This window comes from Streptomyces collinus Tu 365, assembly GCF_000444875.1.
Taxonomy (GTDB): Bacteria; Actinomycetota; Actinomycetes; order Streptomycetales; family Streptomycetaceae; genus Streptomyces; species Streptomyces collinus_A.
On the sequence record NC_021985.1, the window covers coordinates 5,042,251 to 5,061,394 of the forward strand.

At 71.9% G+C, this 19,144-nt stretch carries 22 protein-coding genes, 3 tRNA genes and 1 pseudogene; 21 read left to right on the plus strand and 5 right to left on the minus strand.

The window, feature by feature from the left end; translation table 11 throughout:
* Window positions 1–144: 144 nt before the first annotated feature.
* Window positions 145–429: a hypothetical protein gene (locus B446_RS40790; protein ID WP_020941640.1), complete on the minus strand. Its 285-nt coding sequence runs from the start codon at window positions 427–429 to the stop codon at window positions 145–147.
* Window positions 430–573: 144 nt separating this feature from the next.
* On the opposite strand from B446_RS40790, the gene B446_RS21985 reads away from it, so the two are divergent.
* From B446_RS21985 to B446_RS37270, 3 genes are all read left to right on the plus strand, one after another.
* On the plus strand, window positions 574–951 hold the full coding sequence (locus tag B446_RS21985) for a BlaI/MecI/CopY family transcriptional regulator (protein WP_020941641.1): 378 nt from the start codon (window positions 574–576) through the stop codon (window positions 949–951).
* A gap of 16 nt (window positions 952–967) precedes the next feature.
* Window positions 968–1,906: a M56 family metallopeptidase gene (locus B446_RS21990; protein WP_020941642.1), complete on the plus strand. Its 939-nt coding sequence runs from the start codon at window positions 968–970 to the stop codon at window positions 1,904–1,906.
* A 95-nt stretch (window positions 1,907–2,001) separates the two neighbouring features.
* A complete protein-coding gene (locus B446_RS37270; RefSeq protein ID WP_078614773.1) occupies window positions 2,002–2,214 on the plus strand; it encodes a hypothetical protein in 213 nt (70 codons plus the stop codon).
* A gap of 25 nt (window positions 2,215–2,239) precedes the next feature.
* On the opposite strand, the gene B446_RS21995 is transcribed toward B446_RS37270, so the two are convergent.
* Entirely contained in the window at window positions 2,240–2,896 is a 657-nt protein-coding gene (locus tag B446_RS21995; protein WP_020941644.1) for an NAD(P)H-binding protein, read from the minus strand.
* 127 nt (window positions 2,897–3,023) lie between these two features.
* On the minus strand, window positions 3,024–4,289 hold the full coding sequence (locus B446_RS22000; RefSeq protein ID WP_020941645.1) for an amidohydrolase family protein: 1,266 nt from the start codon (window positions 4,287–4,289) through the stop codon (window positions 3,024–3,026).
* Between the two features lie 301 nt (window positions 4,290–4,590).
* Here B446_RS22000 and B446_RS22005 point away from each other — a divergent pair.
* The 10 genes and pseudogenes from B446_RS22005 to B446_RS22045 all read left to right on the plus strand — a co-directional run bounded on the left by B446_RS22005 (window position 4,591) and on the right by B446_RS22045 (window position 10,797).
* Window positions 4,591–4,663 (plus strand) — tRNA-Thr (locus B446_RS22005).
* 46 nt (window positions 4,664–4,709) lie between these two features.
* Window positions 4,710–4,782, plus strand: a tRNA-Met gene (locus B446_RS22010).
* Between the two features lie 86 nt (window positions 4,783–4,868).
* Window positions 4,869–5,033 carry a 50S ribosomal protein L33 gene (gene rpmG, locus B446_RS22015; protein ID WP_003948671.1) on the plus strand — a complete coding sequence of 55 codons (165 nt, stop codon included), beginning with the start codon at window positions 4,869–4,871 and terminating at the stop codon, window positions 5,031–5,033.
* A 106-nt stretch (window positions 5,034–5,139) separates the two neighbouring features.
* On the plus strand, window positions 5,140–5,592 hold the full coding sequence (locus tag B446_RS22020; RefSeq protein WP_020941646.1) for a MaoC family dehydratase N-terminal domain-containing protein: 453 nt from the start codon (window positions 5,140–5,142) through the stop codon (window positions 5,590–5,592).
* Window positions 5,593–5,599: 7 nt separating this feature from the next.
* A complete protein-coding gene (locus B446_RS22025; protein WP_020941647.1) occupies window positions 5,600–6,028 on the plus strand; it encodes a MaoC family dehydratase in 429 nt (142 codons plus the stop codon).
* Between the two features lie 165 nt (window positions 6,029–6,193).
* Window positions 6,194–6,763, plus strand: coding sequence for a TetR/AcrR family transcriptional regulator (locus tag B446_RS22030; RefSeq protein ID WP_020941648.1), 570 nt, complete (start codon window positions 6,194–6,196; stop codon window positions 6,761–6,763).
* Between the two features lie 140 nt (window positions 6,764–6,903).
* Window positions 6,904–8,346: a DHA2 family efflux MFS transporter permease subunit gene (locus tag B446_RS22035; RefSeq protein ID WP_020941649.1), complete on the plus strand. Its 1,443-nt coding sequence runs from the start codon at window positions 6,904–6,906 to the stop codon at window positions 8,344–8,346.
* A 413-nt stretch (window positions 8,347–8,759) separates the two neighbouring features.
* A pseudogene (locus B446_RS39000) lies at window positions 8,760–8,852 on the plus strand.
* A 91-nt stretch (window positions 8,853–8,943) separates the two neighbouring features.
* On the plus strand, window positions 8,944–9,999 hold the full coding sequence (locus B446_RS22040; protein WP_020941650.1) for a UDP-N-acetylmuramate dehydrogenase: 1,056 nt from the start codon (window positions 8,944–8,946) through the stop codon (window positions 9,997–9,999).
* 108 nt (window positions 10,000–10,107) lie between these two features.
* Entirely contained in the window at window positions 10,108–10,797 is a 690-nt protein-coding gene (locus B446_RS22045; RefSeq protein WP_020941651.1) for a hypothetical protein, read from the plus strand.
* Here the strand turns inward: B446_RS22045 and B446_RS22050 are convergent.
* Window positions 10,781–11,821 (minus strand): adenosine deaminase, encoded by a 1,041-nt coding sequence (locus B446_RS22050; protein WP_020941652.1) that lies wholly within the window; start codon window positions 11,819–11,821, stop codon window positions 10,781–10,783. The two genes, B446_RS22045 and B446_RS22050, sit on opposite strands and share 17 nt — an antisense overlap.
* 150 nt (window positions 11,822–11,971) lie before the next feature.
* Window positions 11,972–13,198 carry a pyridoxal phosphate-dependent aminotransferase gene (locus B446_RS22055; protein WP_020941653.1) on the minus strand — a complete coding sequence of 409 codons (1,227 nt, stop codon included), beginning with the start codon at window positions 13,196–13,198 and terminating at the stop codon, window positions 11,972–11,974.
* Window positions 13,199–13,458: 260 nt separating this feature from the next.
* On the opposite strand from B446_RS22055, the gene B446_RS22060 reads away from it, so the two are divergent.
* From B446_RS22060 to rplL, 8 genes are all read left to right on the plus strand, one after another.
* A tRNA-Trp gene (locus tag B446_RS22060) sits at window positions 13,459–13,531 on the plus strand.
* A 107-nt stretch (window positions 13,532–13,638) separates the two neighbouring features.
* Window positions 13,639–13,923: a preprotein translocase subunit SecE gene (gene secE / locus B446_RS22065; RefSeq protein ID WP_020941654.1), complete on the plus strand. Its 285-nt coding sequence runs from the start codon at window positions 13,639–13,641 to the stop codon at window positions 13,921–13,923.
* Between the two features lie 80 nt (window positions 13,924–14,003).
* The gene (gene nusG / locus B446_RS22070) at window positions 14,004–14,894 is read left to right on the plus strand and encodes a transcription termination/antitermination protein NusG (RefSeq protein ID WP_020941655.1); all 891 of its coding nucleotides are present in this window, start codon (window positions 14,004–14,006) and stop codon (window positions 14,892–14,894) included.
* 169 nt (window positions 14,895–15,063) lie between these two features.
* Window positions 15,064–15,498 carry a 50S ribosomal protein L11 gene (gene rplK / locus B446_RS22075; protein ID WP_020941656.1) on the plus strand — a complete coding sequence of 145 codons (435 nt, stop codon included), beginning with the start codon at window positions 15,064–15,066 and terminating at the stop codon, window positions 15,496–15,498.
* A gap of 100 nt (window positions 15,499–15,598) precedes the next feature.
* Window positions 15,599–16,324: a 50S ribosomal protein L1 gene (gene rplA, locus B446_RS22080; RefSeq protein WP_020941657.1), complete on the plus strand. Its 726-nt coding sequence runs from the start codon at window positions 15,599–15,601 to the stop codon at window positions 16,322–16,324.
* Between the two features lie 170 nt (window positions 16,325–16,494).
* Window positions 16,495–17,397 carry a hypothetical protein gene (locus tag B446_RS22085; protein ID WP_043476214.1) on the plus strand — a complete coding sequence of 301 codons (903 nt, stop codon included), beginning with the start codon at window positions 16,495–16,497 and terminating at the stop codon, window positions 17,395–17,397.
* Between the two features lie 369 nt (window positions 17,398–17,766).
* Window positions 17,767–18,297 carry a 50S ribosomal protein L10 gene (gene rplJ / locus B446_RS22090; RefSeq protein ID WP_020941659.1) on the plus strand — a complete coding sequence of 177 codons (531 nt, stop codon included), beginning with the start codon at window positions 17,767–17,769 and terminating at the stop codon, window positions 18,295–18,297.
* A gap of 117 nt (window positions 18,298–18,414) precedes the next feature.
* Window positions 18,415–18,801 carry a 50S ribosomal protein L7/L12 gene (gene rplL, locus B446_RS22095; RefSeq protein ID WP_020941660.1) on the plus strand — a complete coding sequence of 129 codons (387 nt, stop codon included), beginning with the start codon at window positions 18,415–18,417 and terminating at the stop codon, window positions 18,799–18,801.
* The last annotated feature ends 343 nt before the right edge of the window (window positions 18,802–19,144 follow it).

The window sequence follows — 19,144 nt, forward strand, 5'->3', positions numbered from 1 at the left end:
TTCTGTGGTGGACGCGGGCACCGGCGACGCGGACGCCGGACGGGCGTGTGGCCGGGCTGCCGGCGGGGGATGGAGGGCGGGGGCGGGGCGTGTGGCCGGAGCCGGGGCAGAGGCACTGCCGGTGGGGCGGGAGTGGTGACCGGGTCAGGGGCGCACCCGGCGCGGGGGGCGGCCCGCCCGGCCGCGCCGGCGGGGCCTGCGGCGCGTCCGGGCGCGGCCGCGCCGGGTGGCGTCGAGGCGGGCGAACAGGTCCTCGTAGGCGTGGGCGACGTGCGCCGGGTCGAACCGGGTGGCGGCGAAGCGGGCGGGCTCGCCCGTACGGCGGCGGGCGGGTGGACCCCCGCGCCGGTCCCGTGCCGGCCGGGGCGGGCGGACGGTGGCGGGCGTTGCGGGCGACGGGGACAGCCGGCGGGGCGGGGGCAGGGGCACCGCGGGTCCTTTCCGCCCGTGCGCCGTCCGGGCCAGGGGTGTCCTCGGGTACGGGCGCATGACACACTCGGAAGGCAGCAGCTTTTACACCGCTGTAGAAGTTCTACACGACTGTAGAAGATGCGGGAAGGAACGCCAAACCCCATGGGCGCGCACACGCAGGGACAGGGCCCCCGGCGGGCCAACGGCGAACGCGAGGCCGAGATTCTCGGGGTGCTCCAGCGGGCCGACGGCGCGCTGACCCCCGGAGAGGTCGCCGAGCGCCTCGGCGGCGAACTCACCTACAGCAGCGTGGTGACGATCCTGACCCGCATGCACACCAAGCAGCTGCTGACCCGCACCCCGCGCGGCCGCGCCTACGCCTACACCCCGGTGACCGACGACCCCGGCTTCGCGGCCCGCCGCATGCGGTCCGTCCTGGAGGAGCGGTCCGACCGGCAGGCCGTCCTGGCCCGCTTCGCCGACGGCCTGTCCGCCGACGACGCGGAGCTGCTGCGCCAGCTGCTCGGCCCCGACCAGTAGAAGAAGAGGCCGCCGGATGCGCATAGCCGTCTACCTCCCCCTGCTGCTGTCCCTGATCGCCCCCTTCGGAGCGCGCCCGCTGGCGGAGCGGTGCGAGCCCCGCCTGGCCACCTGGCTGCTCACCACGTCGGCGCTCGTGCTGGGCACGGCGAGCACCGTCTCCCTGGGCCTGCTGGCCGTCACCGGACTGATCCGCGTCCCCCTGCTGGCCACTCTCGGCCACTGGTCGGCCCACACCGCGCAACGCTCCGACCCCACCGAACTGTCCGTCTCGCTGGTCGCCGGACTGCTCCTCGGCGGCGCCGTCCTCATGGCCGCCCGCATGCTCTGGAGGCGTGCCCGGACCCTCGCCGCGGCCGCCGTCGAAGCGGCCTGCATGCCCGCGGAGGACGGCCTGGTCGTGGTCGAGGACGAGGCCCCCGACGCCTTCGCGCTCCCCGGCCTGCCCGGCCGCGTCGTCGTCTCCACCGGCATGCTGCGCACCCTGAACGAGAGCGAGCACGCCATCCTGCTCGCCCATGAACGCGCCCACCTGAAGGCCCATCACTACGCCTTCGTCGCCCTCGCCCAACTCGGAGCGGCGGCCAACCCGCTGCTGCGCCCGCTGGCCGCCGGGGTCACCTACACCATCGAGCGCTGGGCCGACGAGAACGCCGCCACCGCCACGGGCGACCGCACCCGCGTGGCCCGCGCCGTCGGCAAGGCCGCCCTCGCCGGCCACCGCGCGCCCGCCCGCACCCGCATGAGCGCGGCCCTGGGCATCCGCGGCGCCAAGGACGCGCTGGCCGGCGCGGGACCCGTACCCCGCCGCGTCGCCGCCCTCCTCGCACCGCCCCTCGGCCGCCACCCGGTCCTCGCCGCGGCGACCGCGGCCGTCGTGGGCGCCGCGGCCATGTCCACCGCCGAAGCCGCCCACGACCTCCACGTCCTGCTGATGACCGTCGGCGCGTGGTAGCCGGACGGCGCGCGGCAGCCGGACGGGCGGCCCGCCACGGCGGAACACCGCCCGGCGGCACCGCCGTCCGGGACGGCGGCGGGCACACTGGCGGCATGTCCTCCCGCCGCAGAACCTGTCCCGTGTGCCGCCGCGAGATCGCCGTCGTGGCCGGGCGCTTCGCACGTCACGACCCGCCCGGAGCACGGGAGAACGGGGAACTCCTCTCCTGCTCCGGGTCACGGACACAGGCTCAGCTCGGAGCGGCCCAGCCGACGTTGGACGGGTACGCCGTGCCGGACTTCCCCGGGCAGCTGCCGCTCTTCTGACGGATGAACGGCCGGCGGTGCCGCCTCAGTTCCCGGCGACCGACTTCACCGCGACCGACACCGGCGTCGACCCGGCGATCAGCTCCAGCGTCAGACCGGCCGTCGCCGAGGTGTCCACCAACTCCGCCAGTACGGCCGCCACGTCGTCCCGGGGGACCGGACCGCGCCCGGTGCGGGCCTCCAGCCGGACCAGCCCGGTGCCCGCGTCGTTCGTCAGCGCACCCGGGCGCAGGATCGTCCAGTCCAGCGCGTCCTGGCGGGCGACGTACGCGTCGGCCTCGCCCTTGGCGCGCAGATACACGTCGAACACCTCGTCGCCCTCGTGCGCGGGGTCCGCGCCCATCGCGGAGACGACCACGAAACGGCGCACGCGCGCGCGGACCGCCGCGTCCGCGAACAGCACGGCCGCGCCCCTGTCCACCGTGTCCTTGCGGGCGGTGCCGCTGCCCGGGCCCGCACCCGCGGCGAAGACCGCCGCGTCCGCGCCCTGCAGATGCGCCGCCACCTCCTCCACCGAGGCGGACTCCAGGTCCAGCAGGACCGGTTCGGCACCGGCCCGCCGCAGATCGTCACCCTGCTCCGCCTTGCGGATGATCCCCGCCACCTCGTCCCCGCGCGCGGAGAGCAGCTGCTCGAGCCGCAGCGCGATCTGACCATGACCCCCAGCGATGACTGTGCGCATGAGACCGACCGTACGCCCCGGGAGGCGCACGTGCCGCACGGGCCGACACGGGGCGGGCGCCGGGTTCCGGCGCCCGCGAGCGGAGCTGACGCCAAGCCGGCACGGGGGCGCCTCTGCCCACGGCCCCTCAGGACAGCTCCTTCCGCCCCTGCCGGGGCAGCCCCGGTTCCGCCGCCGAGGCCGAGCTGCAGTACTCGCGGACCGCACTCGTGCGGGCCACCACGCGGCCGCGGTGGACCACCAGCCGGCTGTAGGCGAGGGACAGGGCGCCGGACAGGCCGTCGCCGCGGACGGCCAGCAGCTCGGCGGGGAAACCCGCCTCCACCCGGACCTCGCGCAGACCCAGGACCGCGCGTGCCGAGCCGCTCACCGCCTCGTAGGCGTCCTCCGGGCGCAGGCCGTGGGCGGAGGCGAGGAGGAACGCGGCCTCCAGCGGGTCGCCGCGGCCGACCGGGTTCGACACGTCCCGCAGGGCGCCGCTGCCCGCCGCCACCCGCACCCCGGCCGCGCGCAGCAGCCGTACCGGAGCCGCGCCCCGCCGCTCCGCGCCGCCGCACCCGCCCTGCGGCAGGCACACCACCGCGACCCCGGCCGCCGCGAGCTGGTCGGCCAGCCGGGCGGCGACCTCGGCCGGCAGGCGCGACAGGCCGGCGCACGGGCCGAGGGTCACGCCGGGGCGCAGGCCGCCCGCCATGGCCGCGAGCCGGGACAGCCGGGCCGGATCGGCGGCGTCCGTGTGCAGGTCCACCGGGCAGCCGTGCTCCGAGGCCACCTCCAGCACGGCCTCCGTGTAGCCCGTGGGGTCCGGGTCGAGGTCGGGGGAGCCGCCCACCACGGAGGCGCCCATCTTCACCGCGTCCCGGAGCATCGCGAGCCCGTCGGCCCCGGCCACCCCGGTCAGCAGGCGCGGCATCGCCACCGTGGTCAGTTCCGCGAGGCCCCGCAGCGAGCGCCGCGCCTGGAGGACGGCGCCGAGCGCGCCCAGCCCCTGGACGTCGCCCACGCGCACGTGCGCGCGCAGCGCCGTCGCCCCGTGGCCGAGCTGGAGCAGCGCGGCCTCCGTGGCCCGGCGCTGGACGTCCTCCGGGGTGTACGAGGCCGGCCCCGGGCGCTCGGCGGACAGCGCGGTGTCGCTGTGGGCGTGCGGTTCGGCCGGGGCCGGCAGCAGGAGGTAGCCGTCGAGGTCCACCCGGGCCACGCCCCTGCGGCCCGGGCCCGGGGTCAGGCTGCCGGCGGTGCCGACCGCCTCGATGCGCCCGCCGCCCAGCCGTACGTCCACGGTCCTGCCGTCGGTGAGCCGCGCCCCGCACAGCAGCAGGGCGGCCGGGTCGGGCTGTCCGGAGGAACCGGACGGGTTCGACGACGAGGGCGGCTGCGGCTGGCTGTCGGGCATCGGACTCCAGGGTTCGGGAGCGGGGGTTCGGGCCGGGGACTCGGACTGGGCCGCGTCAGGAGCACGGGGCCCCGGCGGACCCAAGATCACGCAGAGTGAGTCGAGCCTAGGGTGGGGAACCGGGCAGGGCGCGGAGGAGCGCAATAGTCGTACCGGCGTGGCCGACCCCGTCGGCACGCGCGCGCGGGGGCGCCGTACGTGCTGCTCGGGGCCCACGGGAGGCCCGTGACGAGGGGAGCGAGGGGCGGCCGGATATGGATTTGGGCGAACGGCGGCGGACCGTGTAATGTCTTCATCGCTCGCCCCAATAGCTCAGTCGGCAGAGCGTCTCCATGGTAAGGAGAAGGTCAACGGTTCGATTCCGTTTTGGGGCTCTGGTGTGAGAGGTTCCCGTCGCAAGGCGGGTTCCGATCTCATCAAAGCGGTGTAGCTCAGTCGGTAGAGCAAGCGGCTCATAATCGCTGTGTCACCGGTTCAAGTCCGGTCACCGCTACTGACGGTAGCCGATTGCGGGGTCGGTCCTTCGATCGGCTACTCTTTCTTGCGTTAAACCCATCCGTTCGTCCTAGGAGCACTCACGTGGCTGCCACCGACGTCCGCCCGAAGATCACGCTGGCCTGCGTGGAGTGCAAGGAGCGGAACTACATCACCAAGAAGAACCGGCGTAACAACCCGGACCGTCTTGAGATGAAGAAGCACTGCCCGCGTTGCAACGCGCACACCGCGCACCGCGAAACGCGATAATTCAGGCTCGTACGTGAGGCCGCCCCCGCAGTTCGGGGGGCGGCCTCACGTCGTTTCACACGCTGTCCGAAGCAGACACGCCGCCGAGACCAGGAGGTGCCGGGCCATGGCGCTCGACCAATCCTTCGTGGGACGGACCTATCCGCCCACCGAGCCCTACGAGGTGGGCCGGGAGAAGATCCGCGAGTTCGCCGAGGCGGTCGGGGAGAGCAACCCCGCGTACACGGACCCGGACGCCGCCAAGGCGTTCGGTCACTCCGACGTGATCGCCCCGCCCACCTTCGTGTTCTCCATCACCTTCCGGGCCGCCGGACAGGTCATCGAGGACCCGCAGCTCGGTCTCGACTACAGCCGCGTGGTGCACGGCGACCAGAAGTTCGCGTACGTCCGCCCGGTGCGCGCCGGTGACCGGCTCTCGGTCACCTCCACCATCGAGGGGATCAAGTCGCTCGCGGGCAACGACGTGCTGGACATCCGCGGCGAGGTGCACGACGAGGCGGGCGAGCTCGTGGTGACCGCCTGGACCAAGCTCGTGGCCCGCGCGGCCGAGGAGGCGTGAGGTACCGATGACGGCGAAGATCGCTTACGACGACGTCGAGGTCGGCACCGAACTGCCGGCCCAGAGCTTCCCCGTGACCCGCGCCACGCTGGTGCGGTACGCGGGTGCCTCCGGCGACTTCAACCCGATCCACTGGAACGAGAAGTTCGCCAAGGAGGTGGGCCTGCCGGACGTCATCGCGCACGGCATGTTCACCATGGCCGAGGCGATCCGCGTGGTCACCGACTGGACCGGCGACCCGGGCGCGGTCGTGGACTACGGCGTCCGCTTCACCAAGCCCGTCGTGGTGCCCAACGACGACGAGGGCGCGGTGATCGAGGTCAGCGCCAAGGTCGCGGCCAAGCTCGACGACAGCACCGTGCGGGTGGACCTGACCGCGACCAGCGGCGGCCAGAAGGTCCTGGGCATGTCCCGGGCGGTCGTCCGCCTGGCCTGACGGCACCCGGCACCACGACCAGCCGCACACCCGTTCGTCGAGTGAGGGGCGTCCGCCACCAGCGGACGCCCCTCACCCATGTGCGCCCCTTGTTCACGTGCTTGACGTCCATGTGCCCGACGGGACTGGTTGACGCGGTTAGTGATTGAGTACTAACTTGCGGACATGGTCAGGATGAGTGCGGAGGAGCGGCGCGAGAGCGTCATCCGCGCGGCGGTCACGGAGTTCGCCCGCACGGGTTACTACGGCACCTCCACGGAGGCGATCGCCCGGCGGGTGGGTGTCTCGCAGCCCTACCTCTTCCGCCTCTTCCCGGGCAAGAAGGCGATCTTCGCCGCCGCCTCGCTGCGGTGCGTGGAGGACGTCCGCCGGGTCTTCGCGGACGCGTCCGAGGGGCTGGAGGGCGAGGAGGCCCTGCATGCCATGGCCAACGCCTATGTGCACCTGATCACGGAGCGCCCCGAGACGCTCCAGATGCAGATGCAGACGTACCTCACGGTCTCGGCCGCCGAGGCGGAGGGCGACCACGAGTTCGGCGAGGTCGTGCGGGCCGGCTGGATGGAGCTCTGGGACACCGTGCACCTTCCGCTGGGCGCCGACGACGGCGAGACCACGACCTTCCTGGCCTACGGGATGCTCGTCAACACCCTCGCGGCCATGGGGTTCCCCCCCGAGCACCGGGTCTGGCAGGGGATGTACCCCTCCGCCCGGCTCACCGGGCGACTGGAGAAGTAGCACCGAGCACCGAGCAGGTCCGAACGGCACCGGGAGCGGCGCCCGGAGGGCGGGAACCTCCGCCGCTTCATGGGCGCAGAAGTTAGTCAGTAATAACTAATCAACTGCGGTGGTCACCACCGATCACCTCTGGGGGAGCGATGTCAGAGCAGACCGCACGTCGCGGGGGAGCCGTCTGGGCCCTCGTCATCACCAGCGTCGCCGGATTCATGGCGGCCCTCGACAACCTCGTCGTCACCACCGCCCTGCCCTCCATCCGCGAGGACCTCGGCGGCGCGCTGGACGACCTGGAGTGGACCGTGAGCGCCTACACGCTCACCTTCGCCGTGCTGCTGATGTTCGGCGCCGCCCTCGGCGACCGCTTCGGCCGCCGCCGCCTCTTCATCGCCGGACTCGCGGTCTTCACCGCCGCCTCGGCGGCCGCGGCCATGGCCCCCGGCATCGGCTCCCTCATCGCCGCCCGCGCGGTCCAGGGCGTCGGCGCCGCCGTCATGATGCCGCTCACCCTCACCCTGCTGACCGCCGCCGTGCCCGCCGCCCGGCGCGGTACGGCCTACGGCATCTGGGGTGCCGTCAACGGCCTCGCCGTCGCCTCCGGACCGCTGATCGGCGGCAGCCTCACCGAGCACATCTCCTGGCACTGGATCTTCTGGCTGAACGTGCCGCTGGGCGTGGCCCTGCTGCCGCTGGCCCGGCTGCGCCTCGCCGAATCCCGCGGCACCGGCGCCCGGCTCGACCTCCCCGGCACCCTGCTCGCCAGCGGCGGGCTCTTCGGCATCGTGTACGGGCTGGTCCGCGGGCCCGCCGACGGCTGGACCGACTCCCTGGTGCTGACCGCCCTGTTCGCCGGGGGCGCCCTGCTGGTGGGCTTCGTCCTCTACAGCACCCGCGCCAAGAACCCCATGCTGCCCATGCGCCTGTTCCGCTCCCGGGCCTTCTCCGGGATCAACGCGGCCAGCCTGCTGATGTTCGTGGGCATGTTCGGCTCGATCTTCCTGCTCAGCCAGTACATGCAGGGTGTGCTCGGCTACTCGCCCACCGAGGCCGGCCTGCGCATGCTGCCCTGGACCGGCATGCCCATGCTCGTCGCGCCGGTCGCCGGCATCCTCTCCGACCGCGTCGGCGGCCGCCCGGTCGTCGCCACCGGCCTGTTCCTCCAGGCCGTGGGGCTCGGCTACATGGCCTGGGTGGTGTCGGCCGACGTCTCCTACACCGCCCAGCTGCCCGGCCTGATCGTCAGCGGCATCGGCATGGCCCTGTACTTCGCCCCGGCCGCCAACCTGGTCATGTCCAGCGTCCGCCCGCAGGAGCAGGGCATCGCCTCCGGCGCCAACAACGCCCTGCGCGAGGTCGGCGGCGCGCTCGGCATCGCGGTCATGTCGTCGATCTTCTCCGCCCAGGGTGGCTACGAGAGCGCCCAGTCCTTCGTGGACGGACTGCGGCCCGCCCTCGTCACCGGCTCCGGCGTGGTCGCCCTGGCCGCGGTCGCCGCCCTGCTCATCCCGGCCCGGCGACCCGCCCGGGACGGCGTTCCGGCCGCCGGGCAGACGCCCGGCCCCGCCGTCGAGGCCCTGTCCTCCTGATCACGGCCGGACGGTCCGCGTCCTCCTGATCACGGCCGGACGGTCCGCCCGGCGAGGACGGCCGGGGCGGACGGCACGGCCGGGACGGACCGGCGCCACCGGAGGACCACGCCACCGGAGGACCACGCCACCGGACGACCAGGCCACCGGAGGACCGCACCACCGGAGGACCGCACCACCGGACGCCCGCACCGGCCGGTGCTGCTGCGGGCGCCGTGGTCGGGCCTTCCGCCGGCTGGGCTGAAGCGACCCGCCTCCGGTCCCCGCCGCACCACAGCCTCCACGCGCGCGTGGACCTCTTTCACGGTCCACGCGCGCGTGCCGTGGAACCGCCGCGCGCCGGTGTCAGCGCGCCGTCAGCGGCCGCTGCCACAGTGATGCACGTGAACGGCACGGGAGACCGGGCCGGGAAGGGAGAGGTGCCCGGAGTGGTTGATCGGGGACCGGCGAGTCCGCTCGAGGTCGGGCCCATGCGGCCCACGCAGGTTCGAATCCTGCCCTCTCCGCTCGGGACGGCACCGGGACGGCGGCCGTGGCGGGGACGGCGCCGCCCCGGCCGTCGCGGAGCCGCCGGCGCCGTCTCGTAGTCTTGGGCCCGTGCAGGTACTCCACGACGCCCCCCTGGCCCCGCTGACCACCTTCCGCCTGGGCGGCCCCGCCGCCCGGCTGGTCACCGCCTCCACCGACGCCGAGGTGATCGCCGCAGTCCGCGAGGCCGACGACAGCGGCACCCCGCTGCTGGTCATCGGCGGCGGCTCCAACCTGGTCATCGGCGACAAGGGCTTCGACGGCACCGCCCTGCGCATCGCCACGCGGGGCGTCGAACTGCGCGGCACCACCCTGGAGCTGGCGGCCGGCGAGGTGTGGACGGACGCCGTCGCCCGGACCGTCGAGGCCGGACTGGCCGGCGTCGAGTGCCTGGCCGGCATCCCCGGCTCGGCCGGCGCCACCCCGATCCAGAACGTGGGCGCCTACGGCCAGGAGGTCTCCTCGACGATCACCGAGGTGATCGCCTACGACCGCCGGGCCGGCGAGACCGTCACGCTGACGAACGAGGAGTGCGCCTTCTCGTACCGCCACAGCCGCTTCAAGGCCGACCCCGAGCGCTACGTCGTCCTGCGCGTCCGCTTCGAACTGGAGGCCGCGGACGGTCTGTCCGCGCCGGTCAAGTACGCGGAGGCGGCCCGCGCGCTCGGCGTCGAGCCCGGCGACCGGGTGCCGCTCGCCGACGCCCGCGCGACCGTCCTGAAGCTGCGCGCCGGCAAGGGCATGGTCCTCGACGCAGAGGACCACGACACCTGGTCCGCCGGGTCCTTCTTCACCAACCCGATCCTCACCGAGGAGCAGTTCGCCGCCTTCCGCGCGCGCGTGCGGGAGCGGCTGGGCCAGGACGCCGAGCCGCCCGCCTACCCGGCGGGGGAGGGCCGTACGAAGACGTCGGCGGCCTGGCTGATCGACAAGGCCGGCTTCACCAAGGGCTACGGCACCGGACCCGCCCGCATCTCCACCAAGCACACCCTCGCCCTGACCAACCGGGGCGGCGCCACCACCGAGGACCTGCTCGCCCTGGCCCGCGAGGTCGTCGCCGGGGTCCGCGAGGCGTTCGGCGTCACTCTGGTCAACGAGCCGGTGACGGTGGGCGTCGGCCTCTAGAGGCTCCCCCTCGTACCGGGCCGCGCGCCCCGGGCGGCCGCCGGCACGGAAAACCCCGTTGCCGACCGCCCCGCCCGGCCGCGACCCTGGAGGCATGAGGGCACCCGGATGCGGCTGAGACTGCGCGAGTTCCGTCCCCGGACGGGACCCCACGAACACCGGGTCGTCCAGCCGTGGCAGCCCCTGCGCCACACCTCGCTGCGCGCCCCGGAGCCGATCGGCCTGCTGCTCGGCGACCACGACGGACTGAACCGCCTCGCCGGCCTGTTCTCCTTCGCCGCCTACTCCCGCCGCACCGTCGTCCACGTACCGCTGCGCGGCGGGGTCCCGCCGGACGAGGGTGTCGGGGAACTGGTCGACCTCCTCCTGGTCCACCACACGTACGGACTGCGGCCCAGCGCCTGGCCCGGGCTGCGCCGCTCACTGGGGCCCGGCGCCCCGCTCTCCGTGCGCACCGACGAGGCCCGCACGGCACGGGACGCGGCCGCCTGGCGCGCCCGTCAGCGGTGGAGCGGCCGCCAGGAGCGCCCCGACCGGCGGGACGAACTGCGGCACACCACGCACGCCCGCACCCTGTTCCTCTTCGGCAGCCGGGACGTCTTCGCCGAGACGGCCACCTCCCTCGCCCACGCGGCCGGCTGGGGACCGCGCGAGAAGGGCGTCGGGAAGGGGCACATGCGCCTGATGACCGTCCTGCCGCTGGTCGAGCCGCCCGGCGGGGGCGGCGGGCACCCCGACGAGGTCATGGTGTGCTTCAAGCCCTACCCGCCCTACGCCCACTTCAGGCGGCCGGGCTGACCAGCCAGTCGTCCACGCCGGCCAGCAGCCGCGCCTTGACGTCCTCGGGCGCCGCCGAGCCCCGGACCGACTGCCGGGCCAGCTCGGCGAGCTGCGCGTCCGTGAAGTCGTGGTGGACGCGGGCGATCTCGTACTGGGCGGCCAGCCGGGAACCGAAGAGCAGCGGGTCGTCGGCGCCCAGGGCCATCGGGACACCCGCCTCGAAGAACGTGCGCAGCGGCACGTCCTCGGGCTTCTCGTAGACGCCGAGCGCCACGTTCGAGGCCGGGCACACCTCGCAGGTCACGCCCCGGTCGGCGAGCCGCTTCAGCAGCCGCGGGTCCTCGGCCGCCCGCACCCCGTGCCCGATCCGCGAGGCGCTCAGGTCGTCCAGGCAGTCGCGCACCGACGCCGGTCCGGTCAGCTCGCCGCCGTGCGGGGCCGCGAGCAGCCCGCCGTCGCGGGCGATGGCGAAGGCGCGGTCGAAGTCGCGCGCCATGCCCCGGCGTTCGTCGTTGGACAGCCCGAAGCCCACCACACCGCGGTCGGCGTAGCGCACCGCGAGCCGGGCCAGCGTGCGCGCGTCCAGAGGGTGCTTCATGCGGTTGGCGGCGACCAGCACCCGCATGCCGAGGCCGGTGTCGCGCGCGGTCGTCTCCACCGCGTCCAGGATGATCTCCAGCGCCGGGATGAGACCGCCCAGGCGCGGGGCGTACGAGGTCGGGTCGACCTGGATCTCCAGCCAGCCCGAGCCGTCCCGCAGATCCTCCTCCGCCGCCTCCCGGACCAGCCGCTGGATGTCCTCCGGCTGCCTGAGGCAGGAGCGCGCCGCGTCGTACAGCCGCTGGAAGCGGAACCAGCCCCGCTCGTCGGTGGCCCGCAGCTTCGGCGGTTCGCCGCTGGTCAGCGCCTCCGTCAGGGCATCGGGCAGACGCACGCCGTACTTGTCGGCCAGTTCCAGGACGGTCCCCGGCCGCATCGAGCCGGTGAAGTGCAGGTGCAGATGGGCTTTCGGCAGCTCAGAGACATCACGTACACGCTCCATCCCAGGATCCTGCCGCACGTCACCGCCGCCCCGGTAGCTCTTTCCCCGAACGTGGTCTTGCTCGCACACGCGGACGGGCCGCCTCCCCGCAGGGAGACGGCCCGCACGCGCGCGTGAGGCGCCGAAGCGGCCGGGGGTCTTCCCGGCCGGTCAGTCCCGGGCCTCGGCCAGCAGCTTCTGGATCCGGCTGACGCCCTCGACGAGGTCCTCGTCGCCGAGCGCGTACGACAGCCGCAGGTAGCCCGGCGTGCCGAAAGCCTCGCCCGGGACGACCGCGACCTCGGCCTCCTCCAGGATCAGCGCGGCCAGCTCGACGGTGTCCTGCGGGCGCTTGCCGCGGATCTCCTTGCCGAGCAGGCCCTTGACCGACGGGTAGGCGTAGAAGGCGCCCTCGGGCTCGGGGCAGAGCACGCCGTCGATCTCGTTGAGCATCCGCACGATGGTCCTGCGGCGGCGGTCGAAGGCCTCGCGCATCCTCGCCACGGCGTCCAGGTCGCCGGAGACGGCGGCCAGCGCGGCCACCTGGGCCACGTTCGAGACGTTCGAGGTGGCGTGCGACTGGAGGTTGGTCGCGGCCTTGACGACGTCCTTCGGGCCGATGACCCAGCCCACGCGCCAGCCGGTCATGGCGTACGTCTTCGCGACGCCGTTGACCACGATGCACTTGTCCCGCAGCTCGGGCAGGAGCGCGGGCAGGGACACGGAGACCGCGTCGCCGTAGACGAGGTGCTCGTAGATCTCGTCGGTCAGCACCCACAGGCCGTGCTCGACGGCCCAGCGGCCGATCGCCTCGGTCTCGGCCTCGGAGTAGACCGCGCCGGTCGGGTTGGACGGGGAGACGAAGAGGACGACCTTCGTCTTCTCCGTGCGGGCGGCCTCCAGCTGCTCGACCGAGACCCGGTAGCCGGTCGTCTCGTCGGCGACGACCTCCACCGGGACACCGCCGGCCAGCCGGATCGACTCCGGGTACGTCGTCCAGTACGGGGCCGGGACGATGACCTCGTCGCCCGGGTCGAGGATCGCGGCGAACGCCTCGTAGATGGCCTGCTTGCCGCCGTTGGTCACCAGGATCTGCGAGACGTCGGGCTCCCAGCCGGAGTCGCGCAGCGTCTTCGCGGCGATCGCGGCCTTCAGCTCGGGCAGGCCGCCGGCCGGCGTGTACCGGTGGTACTTCGGGTTCTTGCAGGCCTCGACGGCCGCCTCGACGATGTAGTCCGGGGTCGGGAAGTCGGGCTCGCCGGCGCCGAAGCCGATCACCGGACGCCCGGCGGCCTTCAGGGCCTTGGCCTTGGCGTCCACGGCGAGGGTGGCGGACTCGGAGATCGCGCCGACTCGGGCGGAGACCCGGCGCTCGGTGGGAGGGGTTGCAGCGCTCATGGGGTCCATCGTTCCAGACCGGAAATGCCCCCGGCACACGGGTTTCACGGACTGAACAGCAAGGGGTCGAGGCGTGAACAGGGGTACGAATCGCGCCCGCGGCCAGGACGATCTTCGGCCGGGGCGTCCTGGGCGGGCACTTTCTGTTCGACGCAAGCCCGCCGACCACGTACACTCTCACCTCGTTGGCCTTCAGCGGCCGTTCCGGGGCCGGTGCACACCGAGCACCCGGTCGGATGCGGTACGTTGGGGGACACCAAAGGGTCGTAGCTCAATTGGTAGAGCACCGGTCTCCAAAACCGGCGGTTGGGGGTTCAAGTCCCTCCGGCCCTGCTACACACACCGCCAGGATGTGTGCGCTTGTACGTACAGCAATGCACCGCCGTGCGGCTCAGAAACCGGGCGCGGCACGGCCACGACCCGGGATCAGGTGAGGACGAATGACGGACGCCGTGGGCTCCATCGACACGCCTGACGCCGATGAGGTGCCCGAGTCCAAGAAGAAGGCCCGCAAGGGCGGCAAGCGCGCCAAGAAGGGCCCGCTGAAGCGTCTCGCCATCTTCTACCGCCAGATCGTCGCGGAGCTCCGCAAGGTCGTCTGGCCGACTCGCAACCAGCTGACGTCGTACACCACAGTGGTGATCTTCTTCGTTGCCATCATGATCGCCTTGGTGACCGTGATTGACTATGGGCTCAACCACGCGGCCAAGTACGTCTTCGGCTGAGCCAAGAGCGAAGGGCGCCGTGGTACCGGCGCCCGTTTTCGCATGTTCCACCCCTATGTATCCAGGAAGAAGCAGCCATCGTGTCTGACCCGAACCTGAACGACGCCATCGAGCCTCGCGGGAATGCCGCCGAGTCGGTGGACGACGAGCTCGACATCGTCGAAGGCGCGGACGAGCAGGACGAGTTCGAGGCTGCCGAGGCCGAACTGGGGGAGCCGGCCGAGGAGGCCGCGCTGCACGTCGAGGACGAGGACGCCGAAGAGGCCGAGGACGTCGACGCCGCTGACGAGAGCGACGAGCTCGCCGCCGGCGACGAGACGGCCGAGGCCGTCACGGAGGAGCCCGCGGAGCCCGTCGACCCGATCGAGGCCCTGCGTCAGGAGCTGCGCCTCCTGCCCGGCGAGTGGTACGTCATCCACACCTACGCCGGCTACGAGAACCGCGTGAAGACCAACCTGGAGCAGCGCGCCGTCTCGCTGAACGTCGAGGACTACATCTTCCAGGCCGAGGTGCCGCAGGAAGAGGTCGTCCAGATCAAGAACGGCGACCGCAAGACGATCAAGCAGAACAAGCTGCCGGGTTACGTCCTGGTCCGCATGGACCTGACCAACGAGTCGTGGGGCGTCGTCCGCAACACCCCGGGTGTGACCGGCTTCGTCGGCAACGCCTACGACCCGTACCCGCTGACCCTGGACGAGATCGTCAAGATGCTCGCCCCGGAGGCCGAGGAGAAGGCCGCCCGCGAGGCCGCCGAGGCCGAGGGCAAGCCCGCCCCGCAGCGCAAGGTCGAGGTCCAGGTGCTGGACTTCGAGGTCGGCGACTCGGTCACCGTCACCGACGGCCCGTTCGCCACGCTGCAGGCGACCATCAACGAGATCAACCCCGACTCGAAGAAGGTCAAGGGCCTGGTGGAGATCTTCGGGCGTGAGACGCCGGTCGAGCTCTCCTTCGACCAGATCCAGAAGAACTAGTTCTTTTCTGGACCTCTTGCTTCCGTGCAGGTCAGACAGGCTGCTTCAGCCCGTCTGACCTGCACGGTTTTTGGCCGCGCATCTATACCCGTTATCGTTGTGCGGTATGCCTGCGTCCGGGTGGTCCCCGGATGCCGGCAGGACCCGAATCGAAAGGACCCGGAGAGCTATGCCTCCCAAGAAGAAGAAGGTCACGGGGCTCATCAAGCTCCAGATCAACGCCGGTGCGGCGAACCCCGCCCCGCCGGTCGGCCCCGCGCTCGGTCAGCACGGCGTCAACATCATGGAGTTCTGCAAGGCCTACAACGCCGCGACCGAGTCGCAGCGTGGCTGGGTCATCCCGGTGGAGATCACGGTCTACGAGGACCGCTCCTTCACCTTCGTCACCAAGACGCCGCCGGCCGCGAAGATGATCCTCAAGGCCGCGGGTGTCGAGAAGGGCTCCGGCGAGCCGCACAAGACCAAGGTCGCCAAGATCACCGAGGCCCAGGTCCGCGAGATCGCCGAGACCAAGATGCCCGACCTCAACGCGAACGACCTGGACGCCGCGTCGAAGATCATCGCCGGCACCGCCCGCTCCATGGGCATCACGGTCGAGGGCTGACCCCACCCCCAGTAGTCCATGCGGCCGTAGCCGGTCGCACGTGGCAGGGCCTGCTCGGCCCGGATACCACGACTCCTTTCAGAACACACAGGAGCAAGTTGTGAGCAAGCGCAGCAAGGCTCTCCGCGCTGCGGACGCCAAGATCGACCGGGAGAAGCTGTACGCCCCGCTCGAGGCCGTCCGTCTCGCCAAGGAGACCTCCACGACCAAGTTCGACGGCACCGTCGAGGTCGCCTTCCGCCTGGGTGTCGACCCGCGCAAGGCCGACCAGATGGTCCGTGGCACCGTGAACCTGCCGCACGGCACCGGCAAGACTGCCCGGGTCCTGGTCTTCGCGACCGGTGACCGTGCTGCGGCCGCGGAGGCCGCGGGCGCCGACATCGTCGGCTCCGACGAACTGATCGACGAGGTGGCGAAGGGCCGTCTGGACTTCGACGCCGTCGTCGCCACCCCGGACCTCATGGGCAAGGTCGGCCGCCTCGGCCGCGTCCTCGGCCCGCGTGGTCTGATGCCGAACCCGAAGACCGGCACCGTCACCCCCGACGTGGCCAAGGCCGTCACGGACATCAAGGGCGGCAAGATCGAGTTCCGCGTCGACAAGCACTCGAACCTGCACTTCATCATCGGCAAGGCGTCCTTCGACGACGACAAGCTGGTGGAGAACTACGGCGCCGCGCTGGAGGAGATCCTCCGTCTGAAGCCGTCCGCCGCCAAGGGTCGCTACATCAAGAAGGCCGCCATCACCACCACGATGGGCCCCGGCATTCCGGTCGACCCCAACCGCACCCGCAACCTCCTCGTCGAGGAGGACCCGGCCGCCGTCTGAGCCCCCGGCTCCACCGGCAGCCGCGTCAGCGACGCGTGAGCGAGGGCGGGCCCCGCACCTGGAACCTTCCGGGTGCGGGGCCCGTCCTTTCTGTGTGCGACCTTTCGCACGACTGTCATTGGCCTGGCCCAGCGTGCAGGCACAGGACTCTCGCATAGGGGTGGGACGACATGAACAGCAGGACCGTACGCCGGGTGAGCCTTTCCGTCGCGGTGGTGGCCGCGCTGACGGGACTGGCCGCCTGCGGCTCGGACAAGGGCGACAAGGCCGTCGGCAAGACCGTCACGGACATGAGCCCGCTCGCCGCCCTGCGCTCCGCCGAGCAGTCCACCGACAAGGCCGAGTCCGCCAAGGTCCGCTCCAGCACCTCCCTCGGCGACACCATGTCGATGACCGCCGACGGCGCCCTCGCCTGGGGCGGCGGTCTCAAGGGCAACCTCACCATCACGTACACCGGCGGCAAGATGGCCGACGCCATGCGCCAGGCCGGCTCCACGTCGATGCAGGCCCGCTACCTGCCGGACGCCTACTACGCGAAGATGAGCGACAAGTTCGCCCAGCAGTTCGGCAAGCACTGGATCAGGTACGCCTACGACGACCTCGCCAAGTTCGGCGGCGGCTCCGGCGCGTACATCAAGGACCAGATGCAGAACACCACGCCGAACCAGTCGGTGAAGCTGCTGCTGGCCTCGGGCGACGTGAAGAAGGTCGGCAAGGAGAAGGTCTCCGGCACGGACGCCACGCACTACGCGGGCACGGTCCAGGTCGCCGACCTCGCCGGCAAGAACAGCAACCTCACCGCCGAGCAGCTGGCCGGCCTGAAGAAGCAGCTCAGCCAGGCGGGCGTCACCACCGAGACCGTCGACATCTGGGTCAACGACCAGAGCCTGCTGGTCAAGAAGATCGAGAAGGCGACCACCGCGAACGGCGTCATGACCAGCACGGCCTACTACACCGACTACGGCGTGAAGGTCTCCGCCGAGGCGCCCCCGGCCGGCGACACCAAGGACTTCAAGGACCTCATGAAGTCCGGCGGCGTCACGGGCGGCACCGGCTCCGGCACCGTCTCCTGACCCGCCGCGCGCCGGCCGCGGGCCGGCGCGCGTGCCCGCGGGGCGGCCCGTCCGGGCGCCCCGCGGGACGGCCGCGGCGGCGCCCCCGGAGCCCGATTTGCTCGACGGCGCCCCGGTCCCGTACTCTCCTACCGAAGCCAAAGACCGCTGGTCGTTGCCGTGCGCTCCCCCGAGGGTGCGGTGGCCGAAGGATCCGCTGAAGAGTGGACGACCCGCGCAGGTGACTGTGGAAGAACTCCCGGAGTACACGCCCTGAGTGTGTGCGGCCGGTCGAGTCCGCCCCGAGCGCCTGCGCCGGGGCGTTTCGTTTTCCCCAGTCCTCCTTCGGGTCCGCGCGGTCCGAATCACCCGGAAGGAGGCCGAGGCTCTATGGCGAGGCCCGACAAGGCTGCCGCGGTTGCGGAGCTGACGGACAAGTTCCGCAGCTCCAACGCCGCCGTGCTGACCGAGTACCGCGGTCTCACCGTGGCGCAGCTCAAGACGCTGCGCCGGTCGCTCGGTGAGAACGCCCAGTACGCCGTGGTGAAGAACACGCTGACCAAGATTGCGGCCAACGAGGCCGGGATCACGCTGGACGACCAGCTCTTCGCTGGTCCGACGGCCGTCGCCTTCGTCACCGGTGACCCGGTGGAGTCGGCGAAGGGTCTCCGTGACTTCGCCAAGGACAACCCGAATCTCATCATCAAGGGCGGTGTCCTTGACGGCAAGGCGCTGTCCGCCGATGAGATCAAGAAGCTTGCGGACCTCGAGTCCCGCGAGGTTCTGCTCTCCAAGCTGGCCGGTGCGTTCAAGGGCAAGCAGTCCCAGGCTGCCTCTGTCTTCCAGGCGCTCCCGTCGAAGCTCGTCCGCACCGTGGACGCGCTTCGGGCCAAGCAGGACGAGCAGGGCGGTGCCGAGTAACTCGGCTCGCTTTCTGACTCTGGCCGCCTGACGCGGCGAGGGTCGCAGCGGGCCGACGTACGCCCGCCACACCCAGTACATCCGGCACCCGCCGAATTAGTGGAAGGATCGCCCATCATGGCGAAGCTCAGCCAGGAAGACCTGCTCGCGCAGTTCGAGGAGATGACCCTCATCGAGCTCTCCGAGTTCGTGAAGGCCTTCGAGGAGAAGTTCGACGTCACCGCCGCCGCCGCCGCGCCGGTCGTCGTGGCCGGTGGCGCCGGTGCCGGTGCCGCCGAGGCCGAGGAGGAGAAGGACGAGTTCGACGTCATCCTCACCGGTGCCGGCGACAAGAAGATCCAGGTCATCAAGGTCGTGCGTGAGCTGACCTCCCTGGGTCTGAAGGAGGCCAAGGACCTCGTGGACGGCGCCCCGAAGCCCGTTCTCGAGAAGGTCGCCAAGGACGCCGCCGAGAAGGCCGCCGAGTCCCTCAAGGGCGCCGGCGCCTCCGTCGAGGTCAAGTAAGACCTTCCGGGGTTCCTCGAACCTCAGCACGCTGATTGCGGCCTCCTGAGGCTGTAACGCGAACGCACCGAAGAGCGATCATCCATCCGGGTGGTCGCTCTTCGGCGTATCCGGAGGTCGGCTTCGGTTGCCTTGCACTCGTGACGGCGAGGGGTATGGTGATCTTCGTTGTGTCTCCGGCCAGTCTCGTTTGGGCAGGGGGGCCTTGACGAACCGCACGCAGCGCGCAATTCTCAGGACGCGTCGTCACAAGGATCCGTATCCGAGGCATGGATCGACGGCGAAGAGGGCAGTATGAACGTGCGTTGAGGGCAAGCATGCCGAGGGCGTTGACGAGGGCGTT

Coding starts and splice junctions, on each gene's coding strand:
- B446_RS22085 (WP_043476214.1), top strand. CDS start 16,495: ATGAACAGCAGGACCGTACGCCGGGTGAGCCTTTCCGTCGCGGTGGTG.
- B446_RS21990 (WP_020941642.1), top strand. CDS start 968: ATGCGCATAGCCGTCTACCTCCCCCTGCTGCTGTCCCTGATCGCCCCC.
- rplK (WP_020941656.1), top strand. CDS start 15,064: ATGCCTCCCAAGAAGAAGAAGGTCACGGGGCTCATCAAGCTCCAGATC.
- B446_RS22030 (WP_020941648.1), top strand. CDS start 6,194: ATGGTCAGGATGAGTGCGGAGGAGCGGCGCGAGAGCGTCATCCGCGCG.
- B446_RS22000 (WP_020941645.1), bottom strand. CDS start 4,289: ATGCCCGACAGCCAGCCGCAGCCGCCCTCGTCGTCGAACCCGTCCGGT.
- B446_RS21995 (WP_020941644.1), bottom strand. CDS start 2,896: ATGCGCACAGTCATCGCTGGGGGTCATGGTCAGATCGCGCTGCGGCTC.
- rplJ (WP_020941659.1), top strand. CDS start 17,767: ATGGCGAGGCCCGACAAGGCTGCCGCGGTTGCGGAGCTGACGGACAAG.
- B446_RS21985 (WP_020941641.1), top strand. CDS start 574: ATGGGCGCGCACACGCAGGGACAGGGCCCCCGGCGGGCCAACGGCGAA.
- rplL (WP_020941660.1), top strand. CDS start 18,415: ATGGCGAAGCTCAGCCAGGAAGACCTGCTCGCGCAGTTCGAGGAGATG.
- B446_RS22020 (WP_020941646.1), top strand. CDS start 5,140: ATGGCGCTCGACCAATCCTTCGTGGGACGGACCTATCCGCCCACCGAG.
- secE (WP_020941654.1), top strand. CDS start 13,639: ATGACGGACGCCGTGGGCTCCATCGACACGCCTGACGCCGATGAGGTG.
- B446_RS22045 (WP_020941651.1), top strand. CDS start 10,108: ATGCGGCTGAGACTGCGCGAGTTCCGTCCCCGGACGGGACCCCACGAA.
- B446_RS37270 (WP_078614773.1), top strand. CDS start 2,002: ATGTCCTCCCGCCGCAGAACCTGTCCCGTGTGCCGCCGCGAGATCGCC.
- B446_RS22025 (WP_020941647.1), top strand. CDS start 5,600: ATGACGGCGAAGATCGCTTACGACGACGTCGAGGTCGGCACCGAACTG.
- B446_RS22050 (WP_020941652.1), bottom strand. CDS start 11,821: ATGGAGCGTGTACGTGATGTCTCTGAGCTGCCGAAAGCCCATCTGCAC.
- B446_RS22055 (WP_020941653.1), bottom strand. CDS start 13,198: ATGAGCGCTGCAACCCCTCCCACCGAGCGCCGGGTCTCCGCCCGAGTC.
- B446_RS22035 (WP_020941649.1), top strand. CDS start 6,904: ATGTCAGAGCAGACCGCACGTCGCGGGGGAGCCGTCTGGGCCCTCGTC.